Source organism: Streptomyces pseudoechinosporeus, from assembly GCF_054783935.1.
The window spans coordinates 133,081-155,741 of record NZ_BAAGPS010000007.1; the positions used below are offsets into that span (position 1 = coordinate 133,081).

Genomic DNA, 22,661 nt, shown 5'->3' on the forward strand with positions numbered 1-22,661 from the left:
CCCATGGAGAGGGTCCCATCTTCCTGGAGAGAATAGTATTCTCACTTCGACAGAACCTTGATACCAGAGCACGAGGAGGGCGTCCATGGCGATCCCCGCCCTGTTCCAGCGCGCGACCGTCATCAAGATCGTCCAGGAGACCGAGGACGCGCGGACGTTCGTGCTCGACCCGCGCGAGGGTCCGTTCTCCTACCAGGCGGGGCAGTTCTGCGTGTTCCGGGTCTCTGTGAACGGCCGGGACGTACTGCGCTCGTACTCGATGTCGAGTGCCCCGGAGACCGACGCCGAGCTGATGACGACCGTGAAGCGGGTGCCGGGCGGCAAGGTCTCGAACTGGCTGCACGACCATGTGACCGAGGGCGACGAACTCGAACTCACCCTGCCCAGGGGGCGGTTCTGCCTGCGTCCTGCGGAGACTCCACTGCTCGGGTTCAGCGGCGGCAGCGGGATCACCCCGATCCTTTCCCTGGCCAAGAGCGCGCTCGCGACCACCGACCGCGAAGTCCGGCTGCTGTGCGCCGACCGCGACCGGGCCTCGGCGATCTTCCACTCTGCCCTGACCGAGCTGGCCGAACGCCACCCCGGCCGTCTGACGGTCGTACGGCATCTCGACGACGAGCGAGGTTTCGTCGACGCGGCGGCTGTACGGGAGTTCGTCGGGGACGACGGTGACGCGGACGCGTACGTGTGCGGGCCGGAGCCCTTCATGGAGCTGGTGGAGTCCGCGCTGCCGGGTCCGGGCCGGGTGTTCAGCGAACGGTTCGGCGGTAAGCCGCTGCCCGAGCCCGCCAAAAAGCCGGAACCCCCCGAGCCCGCGGGAACCGTGACGATCGTGCTCGGCAACCAACGCGTGTCCGTCCCCAAGCACCCGAACGAGACCCTCCTGCAGAGCGCCCGCCGGGCCGGTCTCACCCCACCGTTCTCCTGCGAGGCGGGCAACTGCGCCACCTGCATGGGCAAGTTGACCGAGGGCAGCGCGACGATGCGGGTGAACGACGCCCTGACGGAGGAGGAGGTGGACGAGGGGTACGTCCTCACCTGCCAGGGTGTGCCGGACGCCGGATCAGTGACCGTCCACTACGAGTGAGCCGTGCTCCCCGAGGCCGGGCGGCGGCCGGTAGTCAGGCTCGTACCCGGCGATGCGGATCGGGCTGCCGACCAGCCGGAAGTCGCCGGCCTTCACGATCATCCCGGGGGTGGCGTCCAGCGCCTCGGGCAGGGTGCGTACGGCCGCCGCCGGTATGCCGAGCGGGCGCAGCCGCGCCTCCCAGCCCTTGGCCGTGTCGGCGGCGAGGGCCCGGGTGACGACGGCGAGGACCTCGTCGCGGCGTTCCGCACGCTGGGCCATCGTCGGGAAGCCGTCGATCCCGGCCTCGGCGGCGAAGGTCTTCCAGAAGCCGTCGTGCGTGACGAACAGCGCCAAGTGGCCCTCGGCCGTGGGGAAGAGCTGGGCGGGCACGTAGTAGGAGTGCGCGCCGAAGGGCAGGCGCCGCGGCTCGACTCCGTCGTTGAGCCAGGCCGAGGCCCGGTAGTTGAGCTGGGCGAGCATCACGTCGCGCAGGGCCACGTCCACTTGGCCGCCGCGCCCGGAGACGATCTGGGCGAGCAGGCCAAGGGCGGCGGTCAGAGCGGCCGAGTTGTCGACCGAGGAGTACCCGGGCAGGGTCGGCGGCCCGTCGGGGTCGCCGGTGAGCGCGGCGACGCCGGTCGCGGCCTGGATGACATAGTCGAAGGCCGGATCGTCGCCGGACTCCAGGCCGTAGCCGGTGAGGGCGACACAGACGATCCGCTCGTTCCGGCGGCGCAGGCTGTCGTACGTCAACCCGAGGCGTCGTATCACCGACGGCTTGAGGTTCACCAGCAACGCGTGCGCGCCGGCGACCAGTTCGCCCAGGCGCTGCTGCCCCTCCTCCGAGGTGAGGTCGAGGCAGATGCTGCGTTTGTTGCGGTTGATGCTGGCGAAGTAGGCGTCCCCGACCTGACGCGAGAGGTCCCCGTGGGGTGGCTCGATCTTGGTGACCTCGGCGCCGAGGTCGGCGAGCAGCATGGTGGCGAACGGGCCCGCGAGGATGTGCCCGACTTCAAGGACGCGAATCCCCGCGAGGGGTCCGGGAGTCACCGGAACTCCGCCGCGAGGCCAGAGATCATTTCCCTCGTACGGCGTTTGGAGGCGACGAGTTCGTCCCGGCCGTTGCCGATCGGCAGCAGCCGTACCGACAGATCGGTGACCCCGGCGTCGGCGAACCGCTTGAACCGCGCCGCGATGGCCGCCTCGTCGCCGGCCGCGCACAGGTCGCCGACGTCCTTGGCGTCGCCGTACTCCAGCAGGCGCTGGTAGTTGGGCGAGATCTCCGCCTCGCCGAGGATCCGGTTGGCGCGCTCGCGTGCCGCGTCGACCTCCGACGGGCGGCACAGGCAGACCGGGATGCCCGCGACGATCCGCGGCGCCGGGCGTCCCGCCGCCTCGGCCGCCTTGGTGATGCGCGGGACGACGTGTTCGGAGACGGCCCGTTCGTCGGCCATCCACAGCACGGTCCCGTCGGCCCGCTCCCCCGCGAGCGCCAGCATGACCGGGCCGAGGGCGGCGAGCAGGATGGGGAGCGGGGCGACGGGGGCGAGGTCGAGGAGGTTGTGCACGGTGTAGGTGTGGTTCTCGACGTCGATGGGTCCCGGGCCGCGCCGGGCCGCGTCCAGTACGTCGAGGTAGTCGCGGGTGAGGCCGGCCGGGCGCTCGTAAGGGAGGCCGAGCATGTCTCGTACGATCCAGTGGTGCGAGGGCCCGATGCCCAGCGCCAGCCGCCCGCCCGCCGCTGCCTGCGCGGACAGTGCCTGCCGCGCCAGCGCTATCGGGTGCTGGGCCTGCAGCGGTACGACGGCGGTACCCAACTCGATACGAGTCGTACGGGCTCCCATGAGCGCGACGGCGGTCAACGCGTCGAAATCCGTGGGGATTTGGGGTATCCAAGCGGTGTCCATCCCCGCCGACTCGGCCCACTCCACGTCGGCGAGCAGCCGCGAGACCTTCCGCGCGGAGTCCCCCCGCTCGGGCCCGATCATCACTCCGATCCGCACGATCCCTCCAGAGATCAGCGTGAGGTGAGGGCGCGTACGTCCGCCACCACGACGTCAAGGGGTGTTCCGGTGGGGAACACGGCAGCGGCACCCGCGGTCTTCAGGCGCGGCACGTCCGCCGGTGGGATCGTCCCGCCGACGACGACCGTGATGTCCCCGGCGTCGGCGGCCCGGAGGGCTTCGACGGTACGGGTGGTCAGCGCGAGATGCGCGCCGGAGAGCATGCTCAGTCCGACCATCGCGACGTCCTCCTGGACAGCGGTCGCCACGATGTCGTCGATGCGCTGCCGGATACCGGTGAAGACGACCTCGAAGCCCGCGTCGCGCAGGGCGCGCGCCACGATCTTGGCGCCCCGGTCATGGCCGTCGAGCCCGGGCTTGGCGATCAGGATCCTGGTTCCCATCAGAACACCACCGGCTGCTGGAACTCGCCCCACACGTCCTTCAGGGCGGTGACCATCTCCCCGACCGTGCAGTAAGCGCCCGCGCAGTCGATCAGGGGATGCATGAGGTTGTCATCGCCTTCCGCGGCGCGGGACAGGGCGGCGAGGCGGGCGCGTACGGCGGCCGGGTCGCGTTCCGCCTTGACGCGGACGAGCCGCTTCAGCTGCACCTCGCGGCCCTTGGCGTCGAGTTCGTAGGTGACGATGTCGGGCGCCGGCTCGTCCTCGGCGACGTGGCGGTTGACGCCGACGACCGGCCGGGTGCCCGCCTCGATGTCCTGGTGGAGGCGGTAGGCCTCGTCGGCGATGAGTCCCTGCAGATAGCCGTCCTCGATCGCCCGGACCATGCCCCCGTGCCGCTCCAGGTCGTCCATGATCCGGGCGATGCGTTCCTCGGTGGCGTCAGTGAGCGCCTCGACGAAGTACGAGCCGCCGAGCGGGTCCGCCACACGGGCCACGCCGGTCTCCTGGGCGAGGATCTGCTGGGTGCGCAGGGCGAGGGTCGCCGACTCCTCGCTGGGCAGGGCGAAGGGCTCGTCCCAGGCGGCCGTGAACATCGACTGGACGCCGCCGAGTACGGAGGCCATGGCCTCGTAGGCGACCCGCACGGCGTTGTTGCGCGCCTGCGGGGCGTACAGGGAGGCGCCGCCGGCGACACAGCCGAAGCGGAACATGGCCGCCTTGTCGGAGGTCGCGCCGTAGCGTTCCCGGACGATGGTCGCCCAACGCCTGCGTCCCGCACGGTACTTGGCGATCTCCTCGAAGAAATCGCCATGCGTGTAGAAGAAGAAGGACACCTGCGGAGCGAACTGATCGATCGTCATACGACCGCGTGCGAGCACGGTGTCGCAGTAGGTGACCCCGTCGGCGAGCGTGAACGCCATCTCCTGTACGGCGTTGGCGCCCGCGTCGCGGAAGTGCGCGCCGGCGACCGAGATCGCGTTGAACTTGGGCACCTCGGCCGCGCAGAACTCGATGGTGTCGGCGATCAGGCGCAGGGACGGTTCGGGGGGCCAGATCCAGGTGCCGCGGGAGGCGTACTCCTTGAGGATGTCGTTCTGGATGGTGCCGGTGAGCTTCGCCCGGGGCACTCCCCTGCGCTCGGCGGCGGCCACGTAGAAGGCGAGCAGGATCGCCGCGGTGCCGTTGATGGTGAAGCTGGTGCTGATCCGGTCCAGGGGGATGTCCTCGAAGAGGATCTCGGCGTCGGCGAGCGTGTCGACGGCGACCCCGACCCGGCCGACCTCCTCGCTCACCTCCGGGTCGTCGGAGTCGTAGCCGCACTGGGTGGGCAGGTCGAGGGCCACCGAGAGCCCGGTGCCGCCCTGGTCGAGCAGGTAGCGGTAGCGGCGGTTCGACTCCTCCGCGGTGCCGAAACCCGAGTACTGCCTGAGTGTCCACAGCCGCCCCCGGTAGCCGGTGGCGTAGTTGCCGCGCGTGAAGGGGAAGGTGCCCGGGTCAGGCGGCTCGGCACCCCGGTCTTCCGGTCCGTAGACCGGCTTGAGCGGGATGCCGGAGGAAGTCTGGGTGAAGTCATTCATCGATGGATACGCTACTTGCACAAAAAGAGAATGCCAATACCACTGAAGAGAGCCACCCCCTGCTTGGGTGTGAGTGAGCCGAGGCGAACTGCTGATGATGCGCGCTGCGACGGTCAGCGGGCGGTCCAGCGGTTGCGGGGGTAACGGCCTCGCGCGCCGCGATTACGCTGGCCAGATGAGCCAGGTGGACATCCAGGTGGACATCGACGAGGGCCTGATGCTCGGTCCCGACGGGCGGCCGGGGAATCCGGTGCGCTGTCTGGTCCTCGACGACTGGCACCAGGCCGATCCGAGCAGCATCGCGGACGCCGCCGCCCGGGTGACCGGCTCCCTGTCATTGACCATCGGCGTGGCGACACGGCAGCCGCCGGACCGGCTGCGTCCGCTGCTGGAGGCACTGGCCGTGACCCTGGCCGGGCCACAAGTCGAGGCGGATGCCCGGCAGTTGGTGTCCGTGGAGGATCCGCAGAAGGCCTACGGCGAGCTGGCCGACGTCGTCGGACGTCGTCCCCGAGCGAGCCTCGCCCTGGGGCAGTTGCTGCGTCAGACACCGTCGCTCGGCACGCTTCAGGGGCTGACGGCCGAGGCGGCGGCGTACTCGATGCTGCTCGGTGGGACCGAGTTCGCGGCGTGGCTGGCCGAACGGGGCGCGGCTCGTTCCCCCGGAACAGACCAGCCGCTGGTCCGCGTGCACCGGGACGACGGCAGGTTGTCGGTCCTGCTCGACCGTCCACAGCGGCGCAACGCCTTCAGCTTCCGCATGCGGGAGGAGCTGTTCGAGGCACTGGAGATCGCCGCCCTCGACGACACGATCGACGAGGTCGAACTGACCGGTTCCGGCCGGGTGTTCTGCAGCGGCGGCGACCTCGCCGAATTCGGTACAGCGAAGGACCTGGTGGCGGCGTATTTGGTACGGCTGGAGCGTGCGCCGTGGCGGCTGATCGACCGGATGCGGGAGCGGGTGACGGTCCGGGTGCAGGGGGCGGCCGTGGGCGCGGGCATCGAGATGGCCGCCTTCGCCGGGCGTGTGGTGGCCTCGCCCGACGCGTACTTCCTGCTGCCCGAGGTGGCGATGGGACTGGTGCCCGGCGCCGGCGGGACGGTGAGTGTGCCGCGGCGGATCGGCCGGTGGCGGGCGGCGTGGATGATGCTGAGCGGGGCGCGGATCGATGCCGCGACCGCCTTGCGGTGGGGATTGGTGGACGAGGTCGAGGGTCATGACGGGTGAGCTGCTCCTGCGTGGCGTGGAAGTCCGGGGCCGCCTGGTCGACTGCCGGATCCGCGGCGGTGTGGTGGCAGAGGTCGACCGTCAACTGCCAGCTTTCTCAGGTGAGTTGGTCGTACGAGGGGATGGCGGCGCCCTGCTTCCCGGCCTCGCCGATCACCATCTGCACCTCGCGGCCATGGCGGCACGGGACGCCTCGCTCGACGTGTCCGCCGTGTCGCACGACAGCCTTGCCGCGCTGCTCTCGGGGGCGGTGGCGGGCGAGGACGGGTGGGTGCGTGCGGTCGGCTACGACGAGGGGGTCCATGGCGACCTGGACCGGGACGTACTCGACGTGTGGAGGCGCACGGTGCCGGTGCGTATGCAGCACCGGTCGGGGGCGCTGTGGCTGATCAACTCCGCCGGGCTCGAAAGGCTTGGAGCCCGGGCATCCTCGAACAAGGGCATCGAGCGCGACCCCGCCGGTCGGCCCACCGGACGGCTGTGGCGTGCCGACGCCTGGCTGCGCGACGCCCTCGGCGGACATCCGCCGTCCCTGCGTCCGGTGGGTGAACGGCTGGCCGCCCTCGGTGTCACCCACGTCGCGGACGCCACGCCGGACGCGAGTGCCGCCGAGGCCGTGGCCGACGCCGTACGGCGGGACGAACTCCCCCAGCACGTCATGGTGATGGCGCCCGACCTGGACGTACCAGCCCACCCGCGCCTGAGCATCGGCCCGGTGAAGCTGGTCGTCGCCGACCACGTACTCCCGGACCTCGACGCCCTGACCCGGCGGATACGACGAGCGCATGCCGGCGGCCGACCCGTGGCCGTGCACTGCGTGACCCGCACGGCCCTGGCGCTGACGCTGGCCGCGTTCGACCAGGCGGGCGGAGTGGACGGCGACCGGGTGGAGCACTGCGCCGTCGCCGACCTGTCCGCCGCCAAGGAACTGGCCGTACGGGGAATCCGGGTGGTCACCCAGCCGACGCTGGTCGCCCGCCGCGGCGACGACTACTGGGACCGCGTCGAGCCCGAGGACCGGCCGGACCTGTGGCGGTACGCCGGACTGCTGCGGGCAGGCGTCCCGGTGGCGCCCAGCAGCGACGCTCCGTACGGGGACCCCGACCCGTGGGCCTGCCTGCGGGCGGCGTCCGGGCGGTTGACTTCGTCCGGTCGTTTGCTCGGGCCCGACGAACGGACCCCGGCGCGGACGGTCCTGCGGGGCCTGCTCTCCCCGCTGCGGGATCCCGGCGGTCCCCCGCGGCAGGTCGCAGCCGGTCGTTCGGCGGACCTCGTCCTGCTGGACCGGCCGCTGACGGAGGCGTTGCGGGCACCGGACGCCGGGCACGTGCGGGCCACCTTCATCGAGGGGCAGGTCGTGCACGGAGCGGAGAACCTCGGCTGAGGATCCGGGCCGTGTCGGCGCCCATGGCGGCCGCCGTTCCTTCCGGTACCGGCAGGCGCGGCGGGAGAACCACCTGCGTCCGGCCGAGCACCGGGCACTCCACCATCACCCCGGCGGCGTCCGTCCGTACCCCATGCGGCCCGTGGTCGACCGGCGGACACCCGGCGAACGCCGCCGCCACGTCTCGCATCGAGACGTCGATCAGCTGCCCGCCGCCGCGGACCAGCGAGCCGATCGCACCCAGCGCGGCGACCAGCCCGGTCAGCGGATCCGCGATCGCGTCGGCACAGAACACCGGCTCGCCGTCCGACCAGCCGACGAGCCCGCCGGCGACGGCCGCGTCGTCGCCGAAGGCGACCCGGTCGGGGCGGCCGCGGCCGTACCCCGTGATGCTGACCCACACCCTGCCCGCACGATGGTCGAGTTCCTCCGGAGCCAGCCCCAACTGGGCCAGGGCGCGCGGCCGGGACGCCTCGATCACCACATCGGCGGCGCGGACCAGCTCGGCGAGCGCCGCGCGCCCTTCGGCCGAGGTGAAGTCGACGGCGACGCTTTCGTGCCCGGCATGCAGCCAGTCGAAGAACCGCCGGTTTCCGCGACGCGCGCCGTCGGGCCGCCGGGTGCTCTCCACCTTGACGACCCGGGCACCGGCCCGGCCGAGCAGGTGGGCGCACAGTGGGCCGGCCCACAGGGAGGAGAAGTCCACGACCAGGGCGCCCTCCATCCTCATGTCCCCGTCGGGTTCGGCAATCGACGAGACCCGCCACGGCACGTCGACGACGGGCGGCGTGGGCGGCAGGGCGGCGGCGGGGACCCCGAACATCCTTATGTACGTGGCGAGTTGACGCGCCTCGGCGTCGCGTGCGGCTGCGTCGAGTTCCTGCCACGGGTCTGTCACGCCGGCCCGGCCGAGCATCGCGGGGACGAGGTCCAGGTCGTCCGGGCGGCTCAGGGTCACCGCGCACCATCCGTCCGCCGTCCGCAGCAGCCGGGTCGCGCCACCTGCGGAGGTACGGCCCCGCCGGGTCAGCCCCAGGGCGCCCGCACGCCCGCCGAGCAGGAGGGCCGGGTCGATGTGCACCGGCCGTCCGGCCTCGGCGCTCAGCCGGTACAGCGCGCTCCCGACCTCGTTCAGCAGGGACGGCATCGGTCCGGGGGACAGGACGGGCGGGCCGCCCGCCTCACCGGTCAGCTCCATGGCTCCGGACGCCGCCCAGTCCAGGAGCGGACACCCAAGGTCGGTGGGGCCGACGGACTCGTACGTGATGTCGCCGAGGGTGCGCAGCCAGCGCCGTACGGTCTCGGCGGGATCGCCGTTCACCGGGCGCGCCTGCGGATGTCGGGAAGGAGACAGCGCGGGGACCGCCCCCGGACCGCGCCCGCCCACAGACCTGCGCCGTAGGCGAGGTCGTCGAGACGCCGGGCCAGGACGAAGCGGAACGGATCCAAGTCCGGGGCGGTGCGCCGGTGTTCGAGGAGCCCGTCGGCGACCGCCGCGAGCAGGGTCGCCCTGCGCACCCGGCGCGACACCAGGCAGCCCGCCGCGCTGAGCGGCCACCAGTGGCGCAGCAGCAGAGCCGCTGCCTGTTCCGCCGTGGCGGCCAGCCCAAGTCCCGTCAGGGAGACGGCGAGCCGCCGCGGATCGGCACTGCCGGCGGTGACGTCGCGGGCGTATCCGCGGCACACCGTCGCGAGCACCGCGGCCGCCACCGGCACGGACCAGCGACGCTGGGCGAGCAGCGCGGCCGCCACCGCCGCCGCCCACGGCGTCAGGGCGGCCGGGGCGATCGCGGAGCCGTGCCGCACGGCCAGTGCGTGCGCCCCGGAGCCGTAGTAGGCCTTGCGCGCCAGCCAGTCGGGCACGCGGGTGCGGTGGTCGTGCCGGACCGTCACGGACGGGTCGTAGCCAACCCGCCGCCCCTCGGCGGCCAGTCGCCACACCAGGTCGACGTCCTCACCGACGCGCAGGCTCTCGTCGAACCCGTGCCCCAGCGCGTCGACGCGGGCGACCAGGCAGGCACTCGGGACCCACGACACGCGCGAGCGGGGATGCACGAGAGCGGGGTCGGGTCCGAGATCCAGCGAGGAACGCGCGGCCTCGTACCGCGCGGCCCAGCCCCTGGAGTTGTCCAGGCCCAGGACGCGCGGGGCCGCGAGGACCAGTCGTGGGTCATGGAAATGCCGCAACAGCGTCGGCAGGGCGTCGGGGTCGAGGACGACATCGGAGTCGACGAAGGCCGCAAAAGGCGTACGGACCTGCCGTAGACCGGCGTTGCGAGCAGCCGCCGGGCCCCGGTTGTCGCCCAGGGCCACGAGTCGGGCGCCGTGCCGTACTGCCACTCGGGTCACGGCCAACAGGTCGTACGAGCCGTCGTCGACCACGATCACCGGCGCCTGCCCACCGATGCTCGCCAGCAGCCGCTCCAACTCCCCCGCCCGGTCCCTGACCGGTACGACGACCGTCAGGCACGCCGGGTCGATCGGGGGAAGCTCGCGGGCAACTGGATGAGCCATGCCCAGGGCGACCAGCCGTTCCGCGAGACGGGCGGAGGTCGGGGCATCGATGCGGATCCTGCGGTTCTTCAGGAGCGGCCCGGCACGGGTTCCGAGCCGTACGAGGCGTGGCGGTGCGCCACCGACGAGGACGCGGCCACCGTCGTACTCCCTTACCCGGGGCCCGAGTTGGACGACCGAGCCCGGCGGCAGTGTCGCGCTCACCCCCGGAAGCCTCCTTCCGCGCTCATGACGGCGCCGTTGGCGACGCCGCCGTGCGGGGAGCAGCAGAAGGCGATGAGTGCGGCGACCTCGTCCGGTTCGTTGAGCCGGCCGGTGAGCTGCGAGCCGGTGAAGGACTCGACGTCGTCGAGGCCGTAGAGCGCGGCCGTCGCCTCCAGCATGGGGGTGCGCGTGGAGCCGGGGGACACGGCCACGGCCGTCACTCCGGTGTGGACGAGGTCGGCGGCGAGCCCCCGCACCAGGCCGATGACGGCGTGCTTGACGACGCCGTAGCCGCCGAGGTGGAACAGGCCGCGGGTGCCGGCTGCCGAGGCGACGGCGACGAACCGGCCGCCGCTCGGGTCGGGTCCGTCGAGCAGGTGGGGCACGCAGGCGGCGGCGGTGTTCCACACGCCCATGAGGTCGATGTCCCACAGGGTCCGCAGTTGCGCCTCGGGTGTCTCCCAGAGGGGCCGGCCGCCGCAGATGACGGCCGCGGCGGCGACCACGGCATCGAGTCTGCCGAAGTGGGCGACCGCCCTGGCCGCTGCCGCGTCCAGCGCGCCCCTGTCGCGTACGTCTGCGACCTCGACGAGCACTTGGTCGGGGTACTCGGCGCCGAGTTTCTCCAGGTCCTGAGGGGCGGCGAGCGCGTACTGCACGCCGGTGCCGCGCTCGGGGCCGCTGCCCGCGCAGCTGTCCAGCGCGAGCACCCCGTATCCCTCGGCGCACAGGGCCCGTACCGTCGCCGCGCCGATGCCCCGCGCGGCGCCGGTCACGAGGGCGACGCGTCCGGTCATGGCTGTGCCCCCTGCGGGCACAGGCGGTCGGCCACGTCGGCGACCATCTCGTCGAGGAGCCGTGCCCCGTCCTCAGCCGTCGCGGTCGTCGGGTCGCCGAGCACACCGGACGGTGAGACGGCGCCGACTCCTCCGGCGAGGATGGAGGGCATCAACTCCGCGATCGGCGCCGGGTTTCCTGCGTGCGCCCGCGTCATGTCCACCAGTTCCGGGGCGAGATGGAGCATGAGCGAGGTCTCGGTGTGACCGGCGTGCGCGTCGCCTCCCTCGGGGAAACAGGGCACCCACACCACGTCCCGCCCCTCCTCGGCCAGTTGGGCGACCGCTTCGGCGAGGCAACGGACGTTGCCGCCATGGCCGTTGACGAACACGACGCGGCCCGACCAGAGGGAGAGCGAACGGACGAGTTCCACGAGCACGAAGCGCAACGCCTCGTTGCCGATGGAGACGGTGCCGGGGAAGGACTGGTGCTCCCCGCTGGCGGCGTACACGACCGGCGGCGCCACGAGCACCGGCCCCGGCAGCCGCCGGGCCGCACCACACGCGACGGCGTCGGCGATCCTCGTGTCGGTGTCCAGAGGCAGATGGGGGCCGTGCTGTTCGAAGGAGCCGAGCGGCACCAGGACGAGGGGCCGGTCCGGCACTGCGGACCAGGCCATCCGGGCCAGTTCCGTCATGTCGGCTCCCCGGCGCCCGGTGTGCGGGTGAAGCCCGGGGGGACCAGGACGTCGCCCGGGGCCAGTTCGTGGACCGAGGAGCGGCCGAGGGCACGTAGCGTCGAGTCGATGCCCCCGGCCATGATGTCGAGGACGTTCTCCACCCCGGCCTGCCCGGCCGCCGCGAGCCCCCACAGACAGGCACGGCCGATCATCACCGCCCGAGCGCCGAGTGCCAGGGCCTTCACGACGTCACTTCCGCGCCGGACACCGCCGTCGAGCAGGACCTCGACCTGGTCGCCGACCTCGTCCGCCACCGCGGGCAGTACTCGGATGGGTGCGGGGGTGGAGTCGAGATTGTTGCCGCCGTGGTTGGACACCGAGAGCGCGGTGACCCCGGCGTCCACCGCACGCCGGGCGTCGTCGACGCGCGAGATCCCCTTGAGCAGGAACGGACCCTCCCACTCGTCCCGCATCCAGCGGATGTCGTCCCAGCTGGGCGGCGGGGTGCTCATCCACTCGCCGTACGCGCCGAAGAAGGCCGGAGCGTTCCCGTCGGGGTCGGCCAGGTTGGGGGTGGTGAGGTCCGGGAGGTGGCCGGAGCGGGCGTAGTCGAGCAGCCAGCCCGGTCGGGTCAGGCCCTGGGGAGCCAGCTTGGCCATCGCCTTGAGGTCGAGCCGCTCCGGAATCCAGGGGCTGCCCCAGTCACGGCCATGGGAGAAGGACCAGTCGAGGGTGACGATCAGACCAGCGGCCCCGGCGGCGCGGGCGCGCTCCATCACCCGGATCATGGAGTCCTTCGACCCGAGCCAGTACATCTGGAAGAAGGTGCGCGGGTTGGCCGCCACGACGTCCTCGACCGGCTTGCTCGCGAAGGAACTGAGGCCCATCGCGGTGCCCCGCGCGGCGGCGGCCCGGGCGACGGCCAGCTCGCCGTCGGGGTGGACGGCCTGGACCCCCGTGGGCGAGATGATCACCGGGAGAGCGATCTCCTGGCCCATGACCGTGGTCGCCGTGGTCCGCTCGGCGGAGAGGTCCGCCACGTGCGGGGCGAAGCCGAGTTCCTGGAAGGCGGCGGTGTTGTCCCGGTACGACACACCGGCCTCGGAGCCTGCGAGCAGGGCGCTGTAGACGGACTTCGGGAGTCGCCTCTCGGCTCGCCGCCGGGCGTGCTCGACGGTCTCGAACCAACGATTGCCCATGACGCACCTCATTCGTTGCGGATCGGCCCGGACCGGGCAAGGGGCCTTCTGTCCAAGGGAGTTCGGTCTAAGGGAGTTCGGAGGGACGGAACCCGGCGAGCGGATGTTCCGCGCACGCGGACACCGGTGGCGTCCGGGAACCCTCGGGCCGCTTGCCGATGGCCACGAACACCGGCTCACGGACCGGCTTGCGGGTGGTGCGGTGCGAGTGGTCCTGGACGGGAGCCGGGATCGTACGTTCCGGATCCGCCAGGCCCGCCTCGCCGTGGCCCCGTACGCACTCCGGGTCCGGACCGTCCAGCGGCAGCCCGGTGAAGAACTTCGCCGCCATGCAGCCGCCCCGGCAGGCGTCGAACGCCGAGCAGCTCGTGCACGCGCCGCCCGACTGCGGGCTGCGCAGATCGGCGAAGAGCGACGACTCGCGCCAGACCCTGGTGAATCCGCCCTCGTCGCGCACACTGCCGGCCATGAAGGCGTCGTGGATGGCGAACGGACAGGCGTAGACGTCACCCACCGGGTCGATCAGGCACACCACCCGGCCCGCCCCGCAGAGATTCAGCCCGGGCAGCGCGTCGCCGTAGGCGGACAGGTGGAAGAACGAATCCCCGGTGAGCACGTCCTCGCCGCGCGCCACCAGCCAGTCGTACAGCTCCTTCTGCTGCCGGGCGGTCGGATGCAGTTCGTCCCAGACGTCGGCGCCGCGGCCGGACGGCCGCAGCCGGGTGAGCCGCAGCTGGGCGCCGTACCGGTCCGCGAGCTGCTTGAACGCGTCGAGTTGGCCGACGTTGCGCCGCGTGACCACCACGGAGATCTTGAATCCGGCGAAGCCCGCCTTCCGCAGGTGGTCCATCGCGCGCAGGGCGGTCGCGTACGAGCCCTCGCCGCGCACGGCGTCGTTCACCTCGGCGGTGGCGCCGTCCAGGGACAGCTGTACGTCCACGTAGTCGGAGGCGGCGAGGCGGCGCGCCACGTCCGGGGTGATCCTGATGCCGTTGGTGGAGAACTTCACGCCCACGCGGTGGGCGGTGGCGTAGTCGACCAGTTCCCAGAAGTCGGGGCGGACGGTGGGTTCGCCGCCGCCGATGTTGACGTAGAAGACCTGCATGCGTTCGAGCTCGTCGATGACCGCCTTGCACTCCTCGGTGCTCAGTTCGCGCGGGTCGCGGCGGCCGGAGCTGGAGAGGCAGTGCACGCAGGACAGGTTGCAGGCGTAGGTCAGCTCCCAGGTCAGGCAGATCGGGGCGTCCAGGCCGTACTGGAAGTGGTCCACCAGACGGGTCGCGGGGGCGGTCATTCGGGTCGCGGGGCTGGTCATGTCGCCTCCCTTCCTTGGGAGTTGCGCTCCACGATCATGTGGGAGCCGGCGAGCGTCGTCAGGGCTCCTCGATAGCGGATCAACTCGCCGTCGCGGATCCCGGCGTCCGCACAGGCGGCCGCGGCGCTGGGCCGGTCGGCCAAGAGGCTTACGGCGTCGAGGAGCTTGCGGTCCTTGAGGAACGACAGCCGCCGGGTACCGAAGTGGTAGAGCAGGGCCCCGAAGGGTTCGGGGCGCACCGCGACCTGGGGGTGCAGGGCCCAGGGCCGGTCCATGTCGAAGGGGGGCATCACAGGACCGGTTCAGTACACGCCGCACATGCCGTCGATGGAGACCTCCTCGACCAGCAGGTCGTCCTCGACCAGGTCGTCCCCGGCCGACTCGGCCGGCCGCTCGTCCTGGTCAAGGGCACCGGAGGCTTGCGTATCAGCAGTCATGAGAAGCTTCCTCTCCGCACTGGATATGCCGTTCTCTCACTTCGGGACCATAATGGCACCTGGTGCCGAAAGGAAGAGTGCGTGCAGAAGTCGCCGAGTTCACCCAGCACCGACCGGACCTCCCGCACCGGACGCCGACCGTCGACGTCCCGCGGACAACTCGAACAGCACGCCCTGCGGCTCTTCGCCGCGCGTGGCTTCGACGAGGTCACCGTCGAGGACATCGCGGCCGCCGCCGGCATCGGCCGGCGCACCTTCTTCCGTTACTACAGGTCGAAGAACGACGCGGTCTGGGGCGACTTCGAGGCGGAACTGCGACGCATGCGGGCGGTGCTCGCCGCGTACCCGCGCGAGACACCGATGATGGACGCCCTCCGGGAAGCCATCGTCGACTTCAACCGCCTCGACGCATCCCAGATCCCCTGGCATCGCCTGCGGATGTCACTGATCATGCAAGTGCCCGCGCTGCAGGCCCACTCCACGCTCCGGTACGCCGAATGGCGCGCCGTGATCGCCGAGTTCGCCGCCCACCGCCTCGGCCGGCCGGTGGACGCCCTGCTGCCCCAGGTGATCGCCCACGCCTGCCTGGGCGCCGCCGTGGCCGCCTACGAACAGTGGCTGCGCCACGACGGCTCCCACCTCCCCGAGTTCCTCGACGAGGCGCTGCGCGCGCTCGCGCCCGGTTTTCAGACGTACGAACCGGGGGCGGCTCAAGTGAAACGCGCAGGCTGACCAGCCGCAGGGCAAATATTTCGACGATGCCGCCCGCGGCGGATCGAGGAGCTCGCGCGTACGCGGCCCCGGCTGGTCCTGCTCGCTCCCACACCAGTCGCCGTGGATCAGGCCAATCCGGCGCGGACCTCCTCGGCGACGATGTCGATCTGGTGGAGACTCAGATGCGGTCCCACTGGCAGACCAAGAAGCCGATTGCCCGAACGCTCCGTCCTGGGCAGGCTGCCGGCAGCGCATCCGCGACCCTCATAGACCGGCTGGAGATGCATCGGCGGGGAGTAGAGCGCATTGCAGCCGATCCCCTGTGCGAAGAGATGAGCGGCCAGCGCATCTCTTCGGTCAAGCTCGATGACGTAGTTCCGCCAGGCATGACGGAAGCCTGTCTTTTGTCCGGGCAGATCGGCCAGGCCGGCGAGACGTTCGGTATAGCGGCCGGCCTGGGCGCGGCGCACCGCCAGCGCCTCGTCGAGATGGGGCAGCTTGGCGCGCAGGATGGCGGCCTGCAGCTCGTCCATCTGCTGGTTGTGGCCCTCCGTCTCGTGGTGCAGGCCGAGGCTCGGCTTGGCGCCGTAGTGGCGTCCACGAGCCTGACCGTTGGACGCGAGCTTACGGATCCGCTCTGCCAGAGCGGCGTCCTGTGTCGTACAGGCGCCCGCGGCTCCGTAGGCGCCGAGGTGCTTTCCCGGGGCGAAGCTGAAGCAGGTGACATCGGCCAGGCTGCCGAGCCTCCTGCCGTCGATCTCCGCACCGAGCGCGAGACAGGCGTCCTCGACGAGCGCGAGGCCATGGCGATCGGCGATGCGCCGCATCTCGATCATGTCGGCGGGATGGCCGTACATGTCGACCGGCAGCAGAGCGCGGGTCCGTGGCGTGATCGCGGCTTCGCACGCGGTGGTGTCGATGCAGCGTGACTCGGGGTCGATGTCGGCCCAGACGACGGACGCACCGACCGCGCTGATCGCCGCCGAGTCGGCGAGATCGGTATTCGCCACCGTGATGACTTCGTCTCCCGGCCCGATCCCGAGCGCGCGCAGCGCGGCTGTCAGGGCGGCCGTACCCGAGCCGACGGCAACAGCGTGCCGCGCGTCGACCCAGTTCGCGAATTCCTCCTCGAAACCCGGCACTTCTTCGCCCCAGGTGAACTGTCCGCTTTCCAGTACTCGGGCGATCGCGGCGTCGATCTCCTTGCGGTGCTCACGATAGAGCTTGGCGTGATCGTAGAGCGCGACTCTCATGGGGCGACCCTGACCTTCGGGAGATAGGCCACGGCCTCGACTTCCATCGTGATTTCCGGAAAGCCCAGGGCGGCGACGGTCATTCCGGTATGCGGCGGACGATGATCCCCGAAGTAGTCGAGCCGCACCTTCGTCACGGCATCCTTGTCCGTCACGTCGGTGAGGAAGGTCGTGACCTTGACCACGTCGTACCGTGTGGCGCCCATATGGGTCAGAACGCGATCCAGGTTCCGATAGACCTGTCTGGCTTGGCTTGTCGCGTCGCCGCCGACCCACGAACCGGTCTCGTCCTTGGCGATCTGGCCGGACACGAAGATGAAATCTCCGGCACGCGCAGCGTGTTCGTAGGTCAGGCCCGGCGCAACGTCGTCGGGGCTGGAGATTTCGACTGGATTGAGCATCAGGGACTTTCCTTGCCGTTGCGGATCGGAAGGGCCAGTGCCGGGCGGGCGCCGCCACCGGCCCTTCCGATGAATCGTCGGGGTCAGCGCAGTCGGTCCTTGGCCTTGTAGTAGGCGCCGCCGAACGGCAGGAACCACGGGGTGCCGTTGTAGAAGGGGACCGGGACCTTGGGGAAGCCGAGGCCGCGCAGCGGGTTGGCCTCCGGGCGGCCGTCCATCATCTCGGCCACCGCCCGGCCCATGTAGGTGGCCATCTGGACGCCGTGGCCGCAGTAACCCATGGAGTAGTACAGGCCGTTCGCCTCGCCCGCGTGCGGCAGGCGGTCCCAGGAGAAGCCGACCATGCCGCCCCACACGTAGTCGATCCGCACCCCGGCCAGCTGCGGGAAGATCTCCGTCATCTCCCGCTTCAGCACGTCGCCGCTCTTGACGTCGGAGGCCGGGTTGGAGGGCGCGAAGCGGGCCCGGCCGCCGAAGGCGAGGCGGTTGTCGGGGGTGAGGCGGACGTAGTGGCCGATGTTCTTGGAGTCGACCACCAGGCGGGCGTTGGGGATCAGCTCCTTGGCGCGTGCCTCACCGAGCGGCTCGGTGACGATGATGAAGCTGCCGACGTTGATCAGCCGCTTGCGGAACCAGGGCAGCGCCTTGTCGGTGTAGGCGTCGGTGGCGGCCATGACCTGCTTGGCGCGGATCGTGCCGTTGAGGGTATCGACCACGAAGCCGCCGCCGGGCAGGCGGGTGAGGCCGGTGGCCGCGTTGCGCTCGTGGATCTCCGCGCCGGCGCGTTCGGCGGCCTCGGCCAGGCCGTGGACGAACTTGCCGACGTGCAGGCCCGCGCTGAGCGGGTCGAGCAGGGCGCCGTGGTAGTAGTCCGAACCGAGTTCGGCGCGCAGTTCGCTCTTACTCAGTACGACCGTCTCGTGGCCGAAGTTCTCGGCCAGGTCGCGCTGCTTGGCCCGCATGCTCTCGAAGTGCTGCGGCTTGAAGGCGACGCCGAGCCGGCCGGAGCGGTTGAAGTCGCAGTCGATGTTCTCCGTGCGGGTGAGCTCCTCGACGAGGTCGACCGCGTCGCGGAAGGCGTCGTACAGCTCGCGGGCGCGCTCCTGGCCGTAGCGCTTGCGGGCCTCGGCGGGGCTGATGGTGATGCCCTGGGTGCACATGCTGCCGTTGCGGCCTGAGGCGCCCGAGCCGACCTTGTCCTTCTCTACGAGGACGACCCGGGCGCCCTTGCGGGCGGCGTGGTAGGCGGTGGACAGGCCGGTGAGGCCGCCGCCGATGACCACCACGTCCGCCTCGTCGGGCAGGTCCTTTCCGGACCGGTCGGGCAGGGCGGGAGCGGTGTCGAGCCAGTAGGGGATCTGCTTCATGGCGTGCGTCCTCACATCGTCCGTGTCGTACCGGTGTTCTCAGCAGCCGAGCAGCGCCGGCAGGCCCGACAGGTCGCGCAGCTCGTCGTAGGGCTGGTAGTCGGCGCTGCCGGGGTGGCCGTAGCGGTTGATCCACACCCGGCGCTTCAGGCCGAGGTCGCGGGTCGGGATGTGGTCGTACTCCCAGCCCTGGGCGGTGTGGATGACCTGGGACGGCTCGACGCCCATGGTCTTGAAGGCGTGCTCGAACGTCTGGCGGTCCGGCTTGTAGGCGCCCGCCTGCTGGGCGGTGATGACGTGGTCGAACTCCACGCCGATGTTCTCGACGTTGCGCGCGATCAGGTTGTCGTCGGTGTTGGAGATGATGGCGATCTCGTACTTGCTCTTCAGCGCGCGCAGGGCGTCCGGGACCTCGGGGAACGGGCCGAAGGTGGGGACCGCCTCGACGAGGGCGTCGCCGTCGGACGTGCGGTACTCCAGGCCGTGCAGGCGCATGGCCATCTGCAGGCTGGAGTGCAGGATCTCGTGGTAGGGACGGTAGGCCTCGAGGACGGCCTGGAAGCGCATGACGCGGAAGTCGTCGAGGAACTCGTCGACGTCCAGTCCGTCCAGGTCCAGCCGGCCGGAGTCGGCAAGGATCTTCAGGGTGGTGGGGCCGAGCTGGAAGTCGATCAGGGTGCCGTAGGCGTCGAAGGTGACGATCTCTCGCATGGTGTTCAGCCTCGATTCGCGGGTGGAGTAAGGGAGTTGGGGAGTTCAGACGACTTGCTCGCCGGGGGCGACGATCGCGTCGAGTGCGGCCAGGTCGGCCGCGTCGGGGACCCAGTCGGCCGCCGCCGCGTTGGCGGTGACCTGTTCGGGGGTCATGGCGCCGCAGATGACGGAGCCGACGGCGGGGAGGGCGGCCAGTCCGCCCACGGCCACCTGGAGGAGCGTCAGGCCGCGTTCGGCGCCGTACTCGGTGAGCGCCTCGACGCGGTCCAGGGCCTCGTCGGTCAGCCAGCCCTGCCGCCAGGACAGCCGGCTGCCGGGCGGGGGTTGCTCGCCGCGCCGGTACTTGCCGCTGAGCAGGCCGTTCGCGAGGGGGTAGTACGGCAGGAGACCGACGCCGTGGCGCAGGCAGGCGGGGATCAGATCCTGCTCCACGCTGCGGTCAAGGAGGTGGTAGCGGGCCTGGGTGGAGACGAAGGCATCGCTGAGCTGTTCGGCGGGCAGGTTGGAGCAGCCGATGTACTGAATCTTGCCCTCTCCCACCAGCTCCAGGAGGGCCTCGACGGTCTCCTCCAGCGGGGTCACGCCGTCCGGCTCGTGGTACTGGTACAGGTCGATCCACTCGGTGCCGAGACGGCGCAGCGAGGCCTCGACTGCGTACCGGACATAGCGGCGGGAGCCGCGCGGGCCGTGCCGTTCCGCTTCCCCTCCTTCTCCGGGGGCGGACATCTCCATACCGAACTTGGTGGCCACGATGACGTCGTCGCGGTGCCCCTTGAGCGCGGCGCCCAGCAGCCGTTCACCGTCGCCGCGTGCGCCACCCAGGTCGCCGAACCCGCCGTACATGTCGGCGGTGTCGAACAGGGTGATCCCGGCGTCGAGGGCCGCGTGGACGACGGCCTTGGTTCCGTCCTCGTCGAGGCGGGAGCCGAAGTTGTTGCCGCCGACGCCGACCACCGAGACCGACGGTCCGCGTGCGCCGAGTCTGCGATACCTCATGACCGGGCTCCGAATCCGATGCAGACGTTCTTGGTCTGCGTATAGCTGGCGAGCGCCTCCAGGCCCTTCTCCCGGCCCCAGCCGCTGTGCTTGTAGCCGCCGAAGGGCAGCTCGATGCCGGTGCCGACGCCGGTGGCGTTGATGTTGACCTGTCCGGCCCGTATGCCTTCCGCCAGGCGCATGGCCTTGTCGATGTCGCGGGTCCAGACGTAGGAGGAGAGGCCGTAGGGGCTGTCGTTGGCGATCTCCAAGGCCTCGTCCACGTCGTCGAACTCGATGACCGTGATGACGGGGCCGAAGATCTCCTCACGGGCGCAACGAGCCTGGTTGGTCAGGCCGGTCAGGACCGTGGGCTCGATGTAGTAGCCGCCGGCGAGCGCCGGGGCGGAGGGGGCACCGCCGCCCGCCCGGGCCGTGGCGCCCTCCTGCCGGGCCAGGTCCAGGTAGCCCAGGACCCGGTCGCGCTGCCGGGCGGCGACCAGCGGGCCGACGTCCGGGTCCGTGAGGCCAGGACCCAGGCGCAAGGAGGCCGCGTGCTCGACGAGCTTGTCCAGGAATTCCTCGGCACCGCGCTGGAGCAGCAGCCGGGTACCGGCCGAGCAGGTCTGGCCGGCGTTGCCGAAGGCCGAGGCCGCGATGGCGCCGAGCGCCAGGTCGAAGTCGGCGTCGGCGAAGACGACGACCGGCGACTTGCCGCCCAGCTCCGTGACCGAAGGCACCACGTTGGCGGCGGCCGCCTGGGCGACCTTGATGCCGGTCGGCACCGAGCCCGTGAAGGTGACCTGGTCGATGTCCGGGTGGCCGGCCAGGGCCGCGCCGGTCTCCCCGTCGCCGGGAACGACGTTCAGCACGCCCGGCGGCAGCCCGCACTCCAGGGCGATGCGGCCGATCTCCAGCGGGGTGAGCGGCGCCTCCGGGGAGGGCTTGAGCACCACCGTGCAGCCCGCGGCCAGCGCCGGGGCGGAACCCCGGGCGGTGTTCTGCAGCGGGTAGTTGAACGGGATGATCTGGCCGGAGACGCCGATCGGCTCGCGGACGGTGTAGTCGATCAGGCCGGGGCCGAGGGGGATCGTCGTGCCGCCGAGCTTGTCGGCGACGCCCGCGTAGAACTCGAAGTAGCGGGCGGCGGCCTCGACATCTGCCTTCGCCTGGCGCAGCGGCTTGCCCACGTCCTGGCTCTCCAGGCGGGCCAACCGCTCGCCCTGGTAGCGGATCGCCTCCGCGATGCGGTAGAGCACCCGCCCCCGGTCGGCGGCACGCATCCGCGCCCACTCGGGCGCCGTGAAGGCCGCCCTGGCCGCGGCCACCGCCTGGTCCACGTCCGCCTTGCCGGCCAGCGTCACGTGGGCGATGGCCGTGCCGTTCGACGGGTCCAGGGCCGTGAAACTGCGGCCGTCGGCGGCGGGGACCTCCTTGCCGTCGATCAGCAGCTGCGTCAGGGGCAGTTCGCCGGTCATGGCTGGATCTCCCCCTGCACCTCACCGAAGATGACGACCTCGTCGCCCGGACGGACCGTACGGATCCGGCGCACCCAGAGCACGATGCCGTCCTGCGGGGCGCTGACCTCCTCCAGCGTGTTGCCGTAGTGGTCGACGATGGTGGCGATCAGGTCGCCTTCCTTGCAGGTCTCCCCCGGCTCGGCGTGACCGACGAAGAAGCCGCCGGCGTCGGAGCGGGCGAAGGTGCCGGAGACGGTCGTGTAGGTGTCCCGCAGCTCCGCCGCGCCGTCGATCATGCCGAGTTGCCGCATGATGTTGCGGATCGAGTGCATGTGAAGGGCGACGTTCTGCTCGCGGTAGGTGCCGCCGCCGACCTCGATCGTGACGGCGGGCTTGCCCGCCGCGAGGGTGGGGTGGCGGACCGTGCCGCCCCACTTGCCGCCCTTCCAGACCAGCTCGTGCCCGGCAGCCAGGGCCAGGTCCGTCGCCAGTTCCTCGTAGCCCCCCTGGAGGATCACCAGCGGGGCGATCTCACCGAAGGTGCCGCCGGTGTGCAGGTCGACCAGGGCGTCGATGGCGGGGACGACCTGCTCGACGAAGGTGGCGGCCAGGCGCAGGGAGTACGAGCCGTCCGCGTCGCCCGGGAAGATCCGGTTGAGGTTCAGGTAGTCCAGGCCGCTCGTGCGGGCCGCCGCCTCGAAGGCCGGGGTGTTCATGCAGGGGATACCGACGAAGGTGCCGCGCAGGGTGGCCGGGTCGATCTCGGCGAGGACGCGGCGGACGGCCTCCTGGCCGTCGTACTCGTCGCCGTGCACGCCCGCGTCCACGCAGAGCACAGGGCCGTCCTGGGCACCGTTGACGACGACGAGCGGAATGCCGAGCTCCACGCCGTAGCTGCTGGTGCCGACCGGGATGAGGCCCTGGGCGCGCTCGCCGGGGGCGACGGTCAGCTGACCGATGGAGTACATGTCGTTCCTTTCAAAG

General features: G+C 71.2%; 23 protein-coding genes. 4 read left to right on the forward strand and 19 right to left on the reverse strand.

The window, feature by feature from the left end; all coding sequences use genetic code 11:
- The first annotated feature begins 85 nt into the window (after positions 1 to 85).
- Positions 86 to 1,087 carry a 2Fe-2S iron-sulfur cluster-binding protein gene (locus ACYVO6_RS10810; protein WP_461059783.1) on the forward strand — a complete coding sequence of 334 codons (1,002 nt, stop codon included), beginning with the start codon at positions 86 to 88 and terminating at the stop codon, positions 1,085 to 1,087.
- Here the strand turns inward: ACYVO6_RS10810 and ACYVO6_RS10815 are convergent.
- Genes ACYVO6_RS10815 through ACYVO6_RS10830 form a run of 4 tightly spaced genes read right to left on the reverse strand, consistent with a single transcriptional unit; the run spans position 1,064 to position 5,056 of the window.
- Positions 1,064 to 2,119 carry a CaiB/BaiF CoA transferase family protein gene (locus tag ACYVO6_RS10815; protein WP_461059785.1) on the reverse strand — a complete coding sequence of 352 codons (1,056 nt, stop codon included), beginning with the start codon at positions 2,117 to 2,119 and terminating at the stop codon, positions 1,064 to 1,066. The genes ACYVO6_RS10810 and ACYVO6_RS10815 overlap by 24 nt on opposite strands.
- Complete coding sequence (locus ACYVO6_RS10820; RefSeq protein WP_461059787.1) at positions 2,116 to 3,072, reverse strand: TIGR03564 family F420-dependent LLM class oxidoreductase; 957 nt, start codon at positions 3,070 to 3,072, stop codon at positions 2,116 to 2,118. Before ACYVO6_RS10820 ends, ACYVO6_RS10815 begins: the two co-directional genes overlap by 4 nt.
- Positions 3,073 to 3,086: 14 nt before the next feature.
- Positions 3,087 to 3,476 carry a cobalamin B12-binding domain-containing protein gene (locus tag ACYVO6_RS10825; RefSeq protein ID WP_461059789.1) on the reverse strand — a complete coding sequence of 130 codons (390 nt, stop codon included), beginning with the start codon at positions 3,474 to 3,476 and terminating at the stop codon, positions 3,087 to 3,089.
- Positions 3,476 to 5,056, reverse strand: a complete 1,581-nt coding sequence (locus tag ACYVO6_RS10830) for a methylmalonyl-CoA mutase family protein (protein WP_461059791.1) — start codon at positions 5,054 to 5,056, stop codon at positions 3,476 to 3,478. The genes ACYVO6_RS10825 and ACYVO6_RS10830 overlap by 1 nt, the downstream gene beginning before the upstream one ends.
- A gap of 175 nt (positions 5,057 to 5,231) precedes the next feature.
- On the opposite strand from ACYVO6_RS10830, the gene ACYVO6_RS10835 reads away from it, so the two are divergent.
- Positions 5,232 to 6,284 (forward strand): enoyl-CoA hydratase/isomerase family protein, encoded by a 1,053-nt coding sequence (locus ACYVO6_RS10835; protein ID WP_461059793.1) that lies wholly within the window; start codon positions 5,232 to 5,234, stop codon positions 6,282 to 6,284.
- Positions 6,274 to 7,668 (forward strand): amidohydrolase family protein, encoded by a 1,395-nt coding sequence (locus tag ACYVO6_RS10840; protein WP_461059795.1) that lies wholly within the window; start codon positions 6,274 to 6,276, stop codon positions 7,666 to 7,668. Before ACYVO6_RS10835 ends, ACYVO6_RS10840 begins: the two co-directional genes overlap by 11 nt.
- On the opposite strand, the gene ACYVO6_RS10845 is transcribed toward ACYVO6_RS10840, so the two are convergent.
- The 8 genes from ACYVO6_RS10845 to mftA all read right to left on the reverse strand — a co-directional run bounded on the left by ACYVO6_RS10845 (position 7,625) and on the right by mftA (position 14,793).
- A complete protein-coding gene (locus ACYVO6_RS10845; RefSeq protein ID WP_461059797.1) occupies positions 7,625 to 8,989 on the reverse strand; it encodes a CoA transferase in 1,365 nt (454 codons plus the stop codon). The two genes, ACYVO6_RS10840 and ACYVO6_RS10845, sit on opposite strands and share 44 nt — an antisense overlap.
- Positions 8,986 to 10,386: a mycofactocin biosynthesis glycosyltransferase MftF gene (gene mftF, locus ACYVO6_RS10850; protein WP_461059799.1), complete on the reverse strand. Its 1,401-nt coding sequence runs from the start codon at positions 10,384 to 10,386 to the stop codon at positions 8,986 to 8,988. Before mftF ends, ACYVO6_RS10845 begins: the two co-directional genes overlap by 4 nt.
- Complete coding sequence (locus ACYVO6_RS10855) at positions 10,383 to 11,183, reverse strand: mycofactocin-coupled SDR family oxidoreductase (RefSeq protein ID WP_461059801.1); 801 nt, start codon at positions 11,181 to 11,183, stop codon at positions 10,383 to 10,385. Before ACYVO6_RS10855 ends, mftF begins: the two co-directional genes overlap by 4 nt.
- Complete coding sequence (gene mftE, locus ACYVO6_RS10860; RefSeq protein WP_461059803.1) at positions 11,180 to 11,860, reverse strand: mycofactocin biosynthesis peptidyl-dipeptidase MftE; 681 nt, start codon at positions 11,858 to 11,860, stop codon at positions 11,180 to 11,182. The genes ACYVO6_RS10855 and mftE overlap by 4 nt, the downstream gene beginning before the upstream one ends.
- Positions 11,857 to 13,041 carry a pre-mycofactocin synthase MftD gene (gene mftD / locus ACYVO6_RS10865; protein WP_461059805.1) on the reverse strand — a complete coding sequence of 395 codons (1,185 nt, stop codon included), beginning with the start codon at positions 13,039 to 13,041 and terminating at the stop codon, positions 11,857 to 11,859. Before mftD ends, mftE begins: the two co-directional genes overlap by 4 nt.
- A gap of 67 nt (positions 13,042 to 13,108) precedes the next feature.
- Positions 13,109 to 14,356, reverse strand: coding sequence for a mycofactocin radical SAM maturase (gene mftC, locus ACYVO6_RS10870; protein WP_461059807.1), 1,248 nt, complete (start codon positions 14,354 to 14,356; stop codon positions 13,109 to 13,111).
- Complete coding sequence (gene mftB / locus ACYVO6_RS10875; RefSeq protein WP_461059809.1) at positions 14,353 to 14,646, reverse strand: mycofactocin biosynthesis chaperone MftB; 294 nt, start codon at positions 14,644 to 14,646, stop codon at positions 14,353 to 14,355. The genes mftC and mftB overlap by 4 nt, the downstream gene beginning before the upstream one ends.
- Positions 14,647 to 14,658: 12 nt before the next feature.
- On the reverse strand, positions 14,659 to 14,793 hold the full coding sequence (gene mftA / locus ACYVO6_RS10880; protein ID WP_461059811.1) for a mycofactocin precursor MftA: 135 nt from the start codon (positions 14,791 to 14,793) through the stop codon (positions 14,659 to 14,661).
- Positions 14,794 to 14,874: 81 nt separating this feature from the next.
- Here mftA and mftR point away from each other — a divergent pair, with 81 nt between their 5' ends.
- Positions 14,875 to 15,525 carry a mycofactocin system transcriptional regulator gene (gene mftR / locus ACYVO6_RS10885; RefSeq protein WP_461059813.1) on the forward strand — a complete coding sequence of 217 codons (651 nt, stop codon included), beginning with the start codon at positions 14,875 to 14,877 and terminating at the stop codon, positions 15,523 to 15,525.
- A gap of 107 nt (positions 15,526 to 15,632) precedes the next feature.
- Here the strand turns inward: mftR and ACYVO6_RS10890 are convergent, their stop codons facing one another.
- The 7 genes from ACYVO6_RS10890 to ACYVO6_RS10920 form a co-directional block, all read right to left on the reverse strand.
- Positions 15,633 to 16,760 (reverse strand): DegT/DnrJ/EryC1/StrS family aminotransferase, encoded by a 1,128-nt coding sequence (locus tag ACYVO6_RS10890; protein WP_461059815.1) that lies wholly within the window; start codon positions 16,758 to 16,760, stop codon positions 15,633 to 15,635.
- Positions 16,757 to 17,161 (reverse strand): RidA family protein, encoded by a 405-nt coding sequence (locus ACYVO6_RS10895; protein ID WP_461059817.1) that lies wholly within the window; start codon positions 17,159 to 17,161, stop codon positions 16,757 to 16,759. The genes ACYVO6_RS10890 and ACYVO6_RS10895 overlap by 4 nt, the downstream gene beginning before the upstream one ends.
- Positions 17,162 to 17,244: 83 nt before the next feature.
- Positions 17,245 to 18,528, reverse strand: a complete 1,284-nt coding sequence (locus tag ACYVO6_RS10900; protein ID WP_461059819.1) for an NAD(P)/FAD-dependent oxidoreductase — start codon at positions 18,526 to 18,528, stop codon at positions 17,245 to 17,247.
- A gap of 39 nt (positions 18,529 to 18,567) precedes the next feature.
- A complete protein-coding gene (locus tag ACYVO6_RS10905) occupies positions 18,568 to 19,239 on the reverse strand; it encodes a haloacid dehalogenase type II (RefSeq protein ID WP_461059821.1) in 672 nt (223 codons plus the stop codon).
- 45 nt (positions 19,240 to 19,284) lie between these two features.
- Positions 19,285 to 20,238, reverse strand: coding sequence for an aldo/keto reductase (locus tag ACYVO6_RS10910; RefSeq protein ID WP_461059823.1), 954 nt, complete (start codon positions 20,236 to 20,238; stop codon positions 19,285 to 19,287).
- On the reverse strand, positions 20,235 to 21,695 hold the full coding sequence (locus ACYVO6_RS10915; RefSeq protein ID WP_461059825.1) for an aldehyde dehydrogenase family protein: 1,461 nt from the start codon (positions 21,693 to 21,695) through the stop codon (positions 20,235 to 20,237). The genes ACYVO6_RS10910 and ACYVO6_RS10915 overlap by 4 nt, the downstream gene beginning before the upstream one ends.
- Entirely contained in the window at positions 21,692 to 22,645 is a 954-nt protein-coding gene (locus ACYVO6_RS10920; protein WP_461059827.1) for a succinylglutamate desuccinylase/aspartoacylase family protein, read from the reverse strand. Before ACYVO6_RS10920 ends, ACYVO6_RS10915 begins: the two co-directional genes overlap by 4 nt.
- Between the last annotated feature and the right edge of the window lie 16 nt (positions 22,646 to 22,661).

Coding starts and splice junctions, on each gene's coding strand:
- ACYVO6_RS10905 (WP_461059821.1), bottom strand. CDS start 19,239: ATGCGAGAGATCGTCACCTTCGACGCCTACGGCACCCTGATCGACTTC.
- mftC (WP_461059807.1), bottom strand. CDS start 14,356: ATGACCAGCCCCGCGACCCGAATGACCGCCCCCGCGACCCGTCTGGTG.
- mftE (WP_461059803.1), bottom strand. CDS start 11,860: ATGACGGAACTGGCCCGGATGGCCTGGTCCGCAGTGCCGGACCGGCCC.
- mftA (WP_461059811.1), bottom strand. CDS start 14,793: ATGACTGCTGATACGCAAGCCTCCGGTGCCCTTGACCAGGACGAGCGG.
- mftD (WP_461059805.1), bottom strand. CDS start 13,041: ATGGGCAATCGTTGGTTCGAGACCGTCGAGCACGCCCGGCGGCGAGCC.
- ACYVO6_RS10835 (WP_461059793.1), top strand. CDS start 5,232: ATGAGCCAGGTGGACATCCAGGTGGACATCGACGAGGGCCTGATGCTC.
- ACYVO6_RS10895 (WP_461059817.1), bottom strand. CDS start 17,161: ATGCTCAATCCAGTCGAAATCTCCAGCCCCGACGACGTTGCGCCGGGC.
- ACYVO6_RS10920 (WP_461059827.1), bottom strand. CDS start 22,645: ATGTACTCCATCGGTCAGCTGACCGTCGCCCCCGGCGAGCGCGCCCAG.
- ACYVO6_RS10825 (WP_461059789.1), bottom strand. CDS start 3,476: ATGGGAACCAGGATCCTGATCGCCAAGCCCGGGCTCGACGGCCATGAC.
- ACYVO6_RS10840 (WP_461059795.1), top strand. CDS start 6,274: ATGACGGGTGAGCTGCTCCTGCGTGGCGTGGAAGTCCGGGGCCGCCTG.
- ACYVO6_RS10900 (WP_461059819.1), bottom strand. CDS start 18,528: ATGAAGCAGATCCCCTACTGGCTCGACACCGCTCCCGCCCTGCCCGAC.
- mftB (WP_461059809.1), bottom strand. CDS start 14,646: ATGCCCCCCTTCGACATGGACCGGCCCTGGGCCCTGCACCCCCAGGTC.
- ACYVO6_RS10910 (WP_461059823.1), bottom strand. CDS start 20,238: ATGAGGTATCGCAGACTCGGCGCACGCGGACCGTCGGTCTCGGTGGTC.
- ACYVO6_RS10810 (WP_461059783.1), top strand. CDS start 86: ATGGCGATCCCCGCCCTGTTCCAGCGCGCGACCGTCATCAAGATCGTC.
- ACYVO6_RS10915 (WP_461059825.1), bottom strand. CDS start 21,695: ATGACCGGCGAACTGCCCCTGACGCAGCTGCTGATCGACGGCAAGGAG.
- ACYVO6_RS10855 (WP_461059801.1), bottom strand. CDS start 11,183: ATGACCGGACGCGTCGCCCTCGTGACCGGCGCCGCGCGGGGCATCGGC.
- ACYVO6_RS10890 (WP_461059815.1), bottom strand. CDS start 16,760: ATGAGAGTCGCGCTCTACGATCACGCCAAGCTCTATCGTGAGCACCGC.
- ACYVO6_RS10830 (WP_461059791.1), bottom strand. CDS start 5,056: ATGAATGACTTCACCCAGACTTCCTCCGGCATCCCGCTCAAGCCGGTC.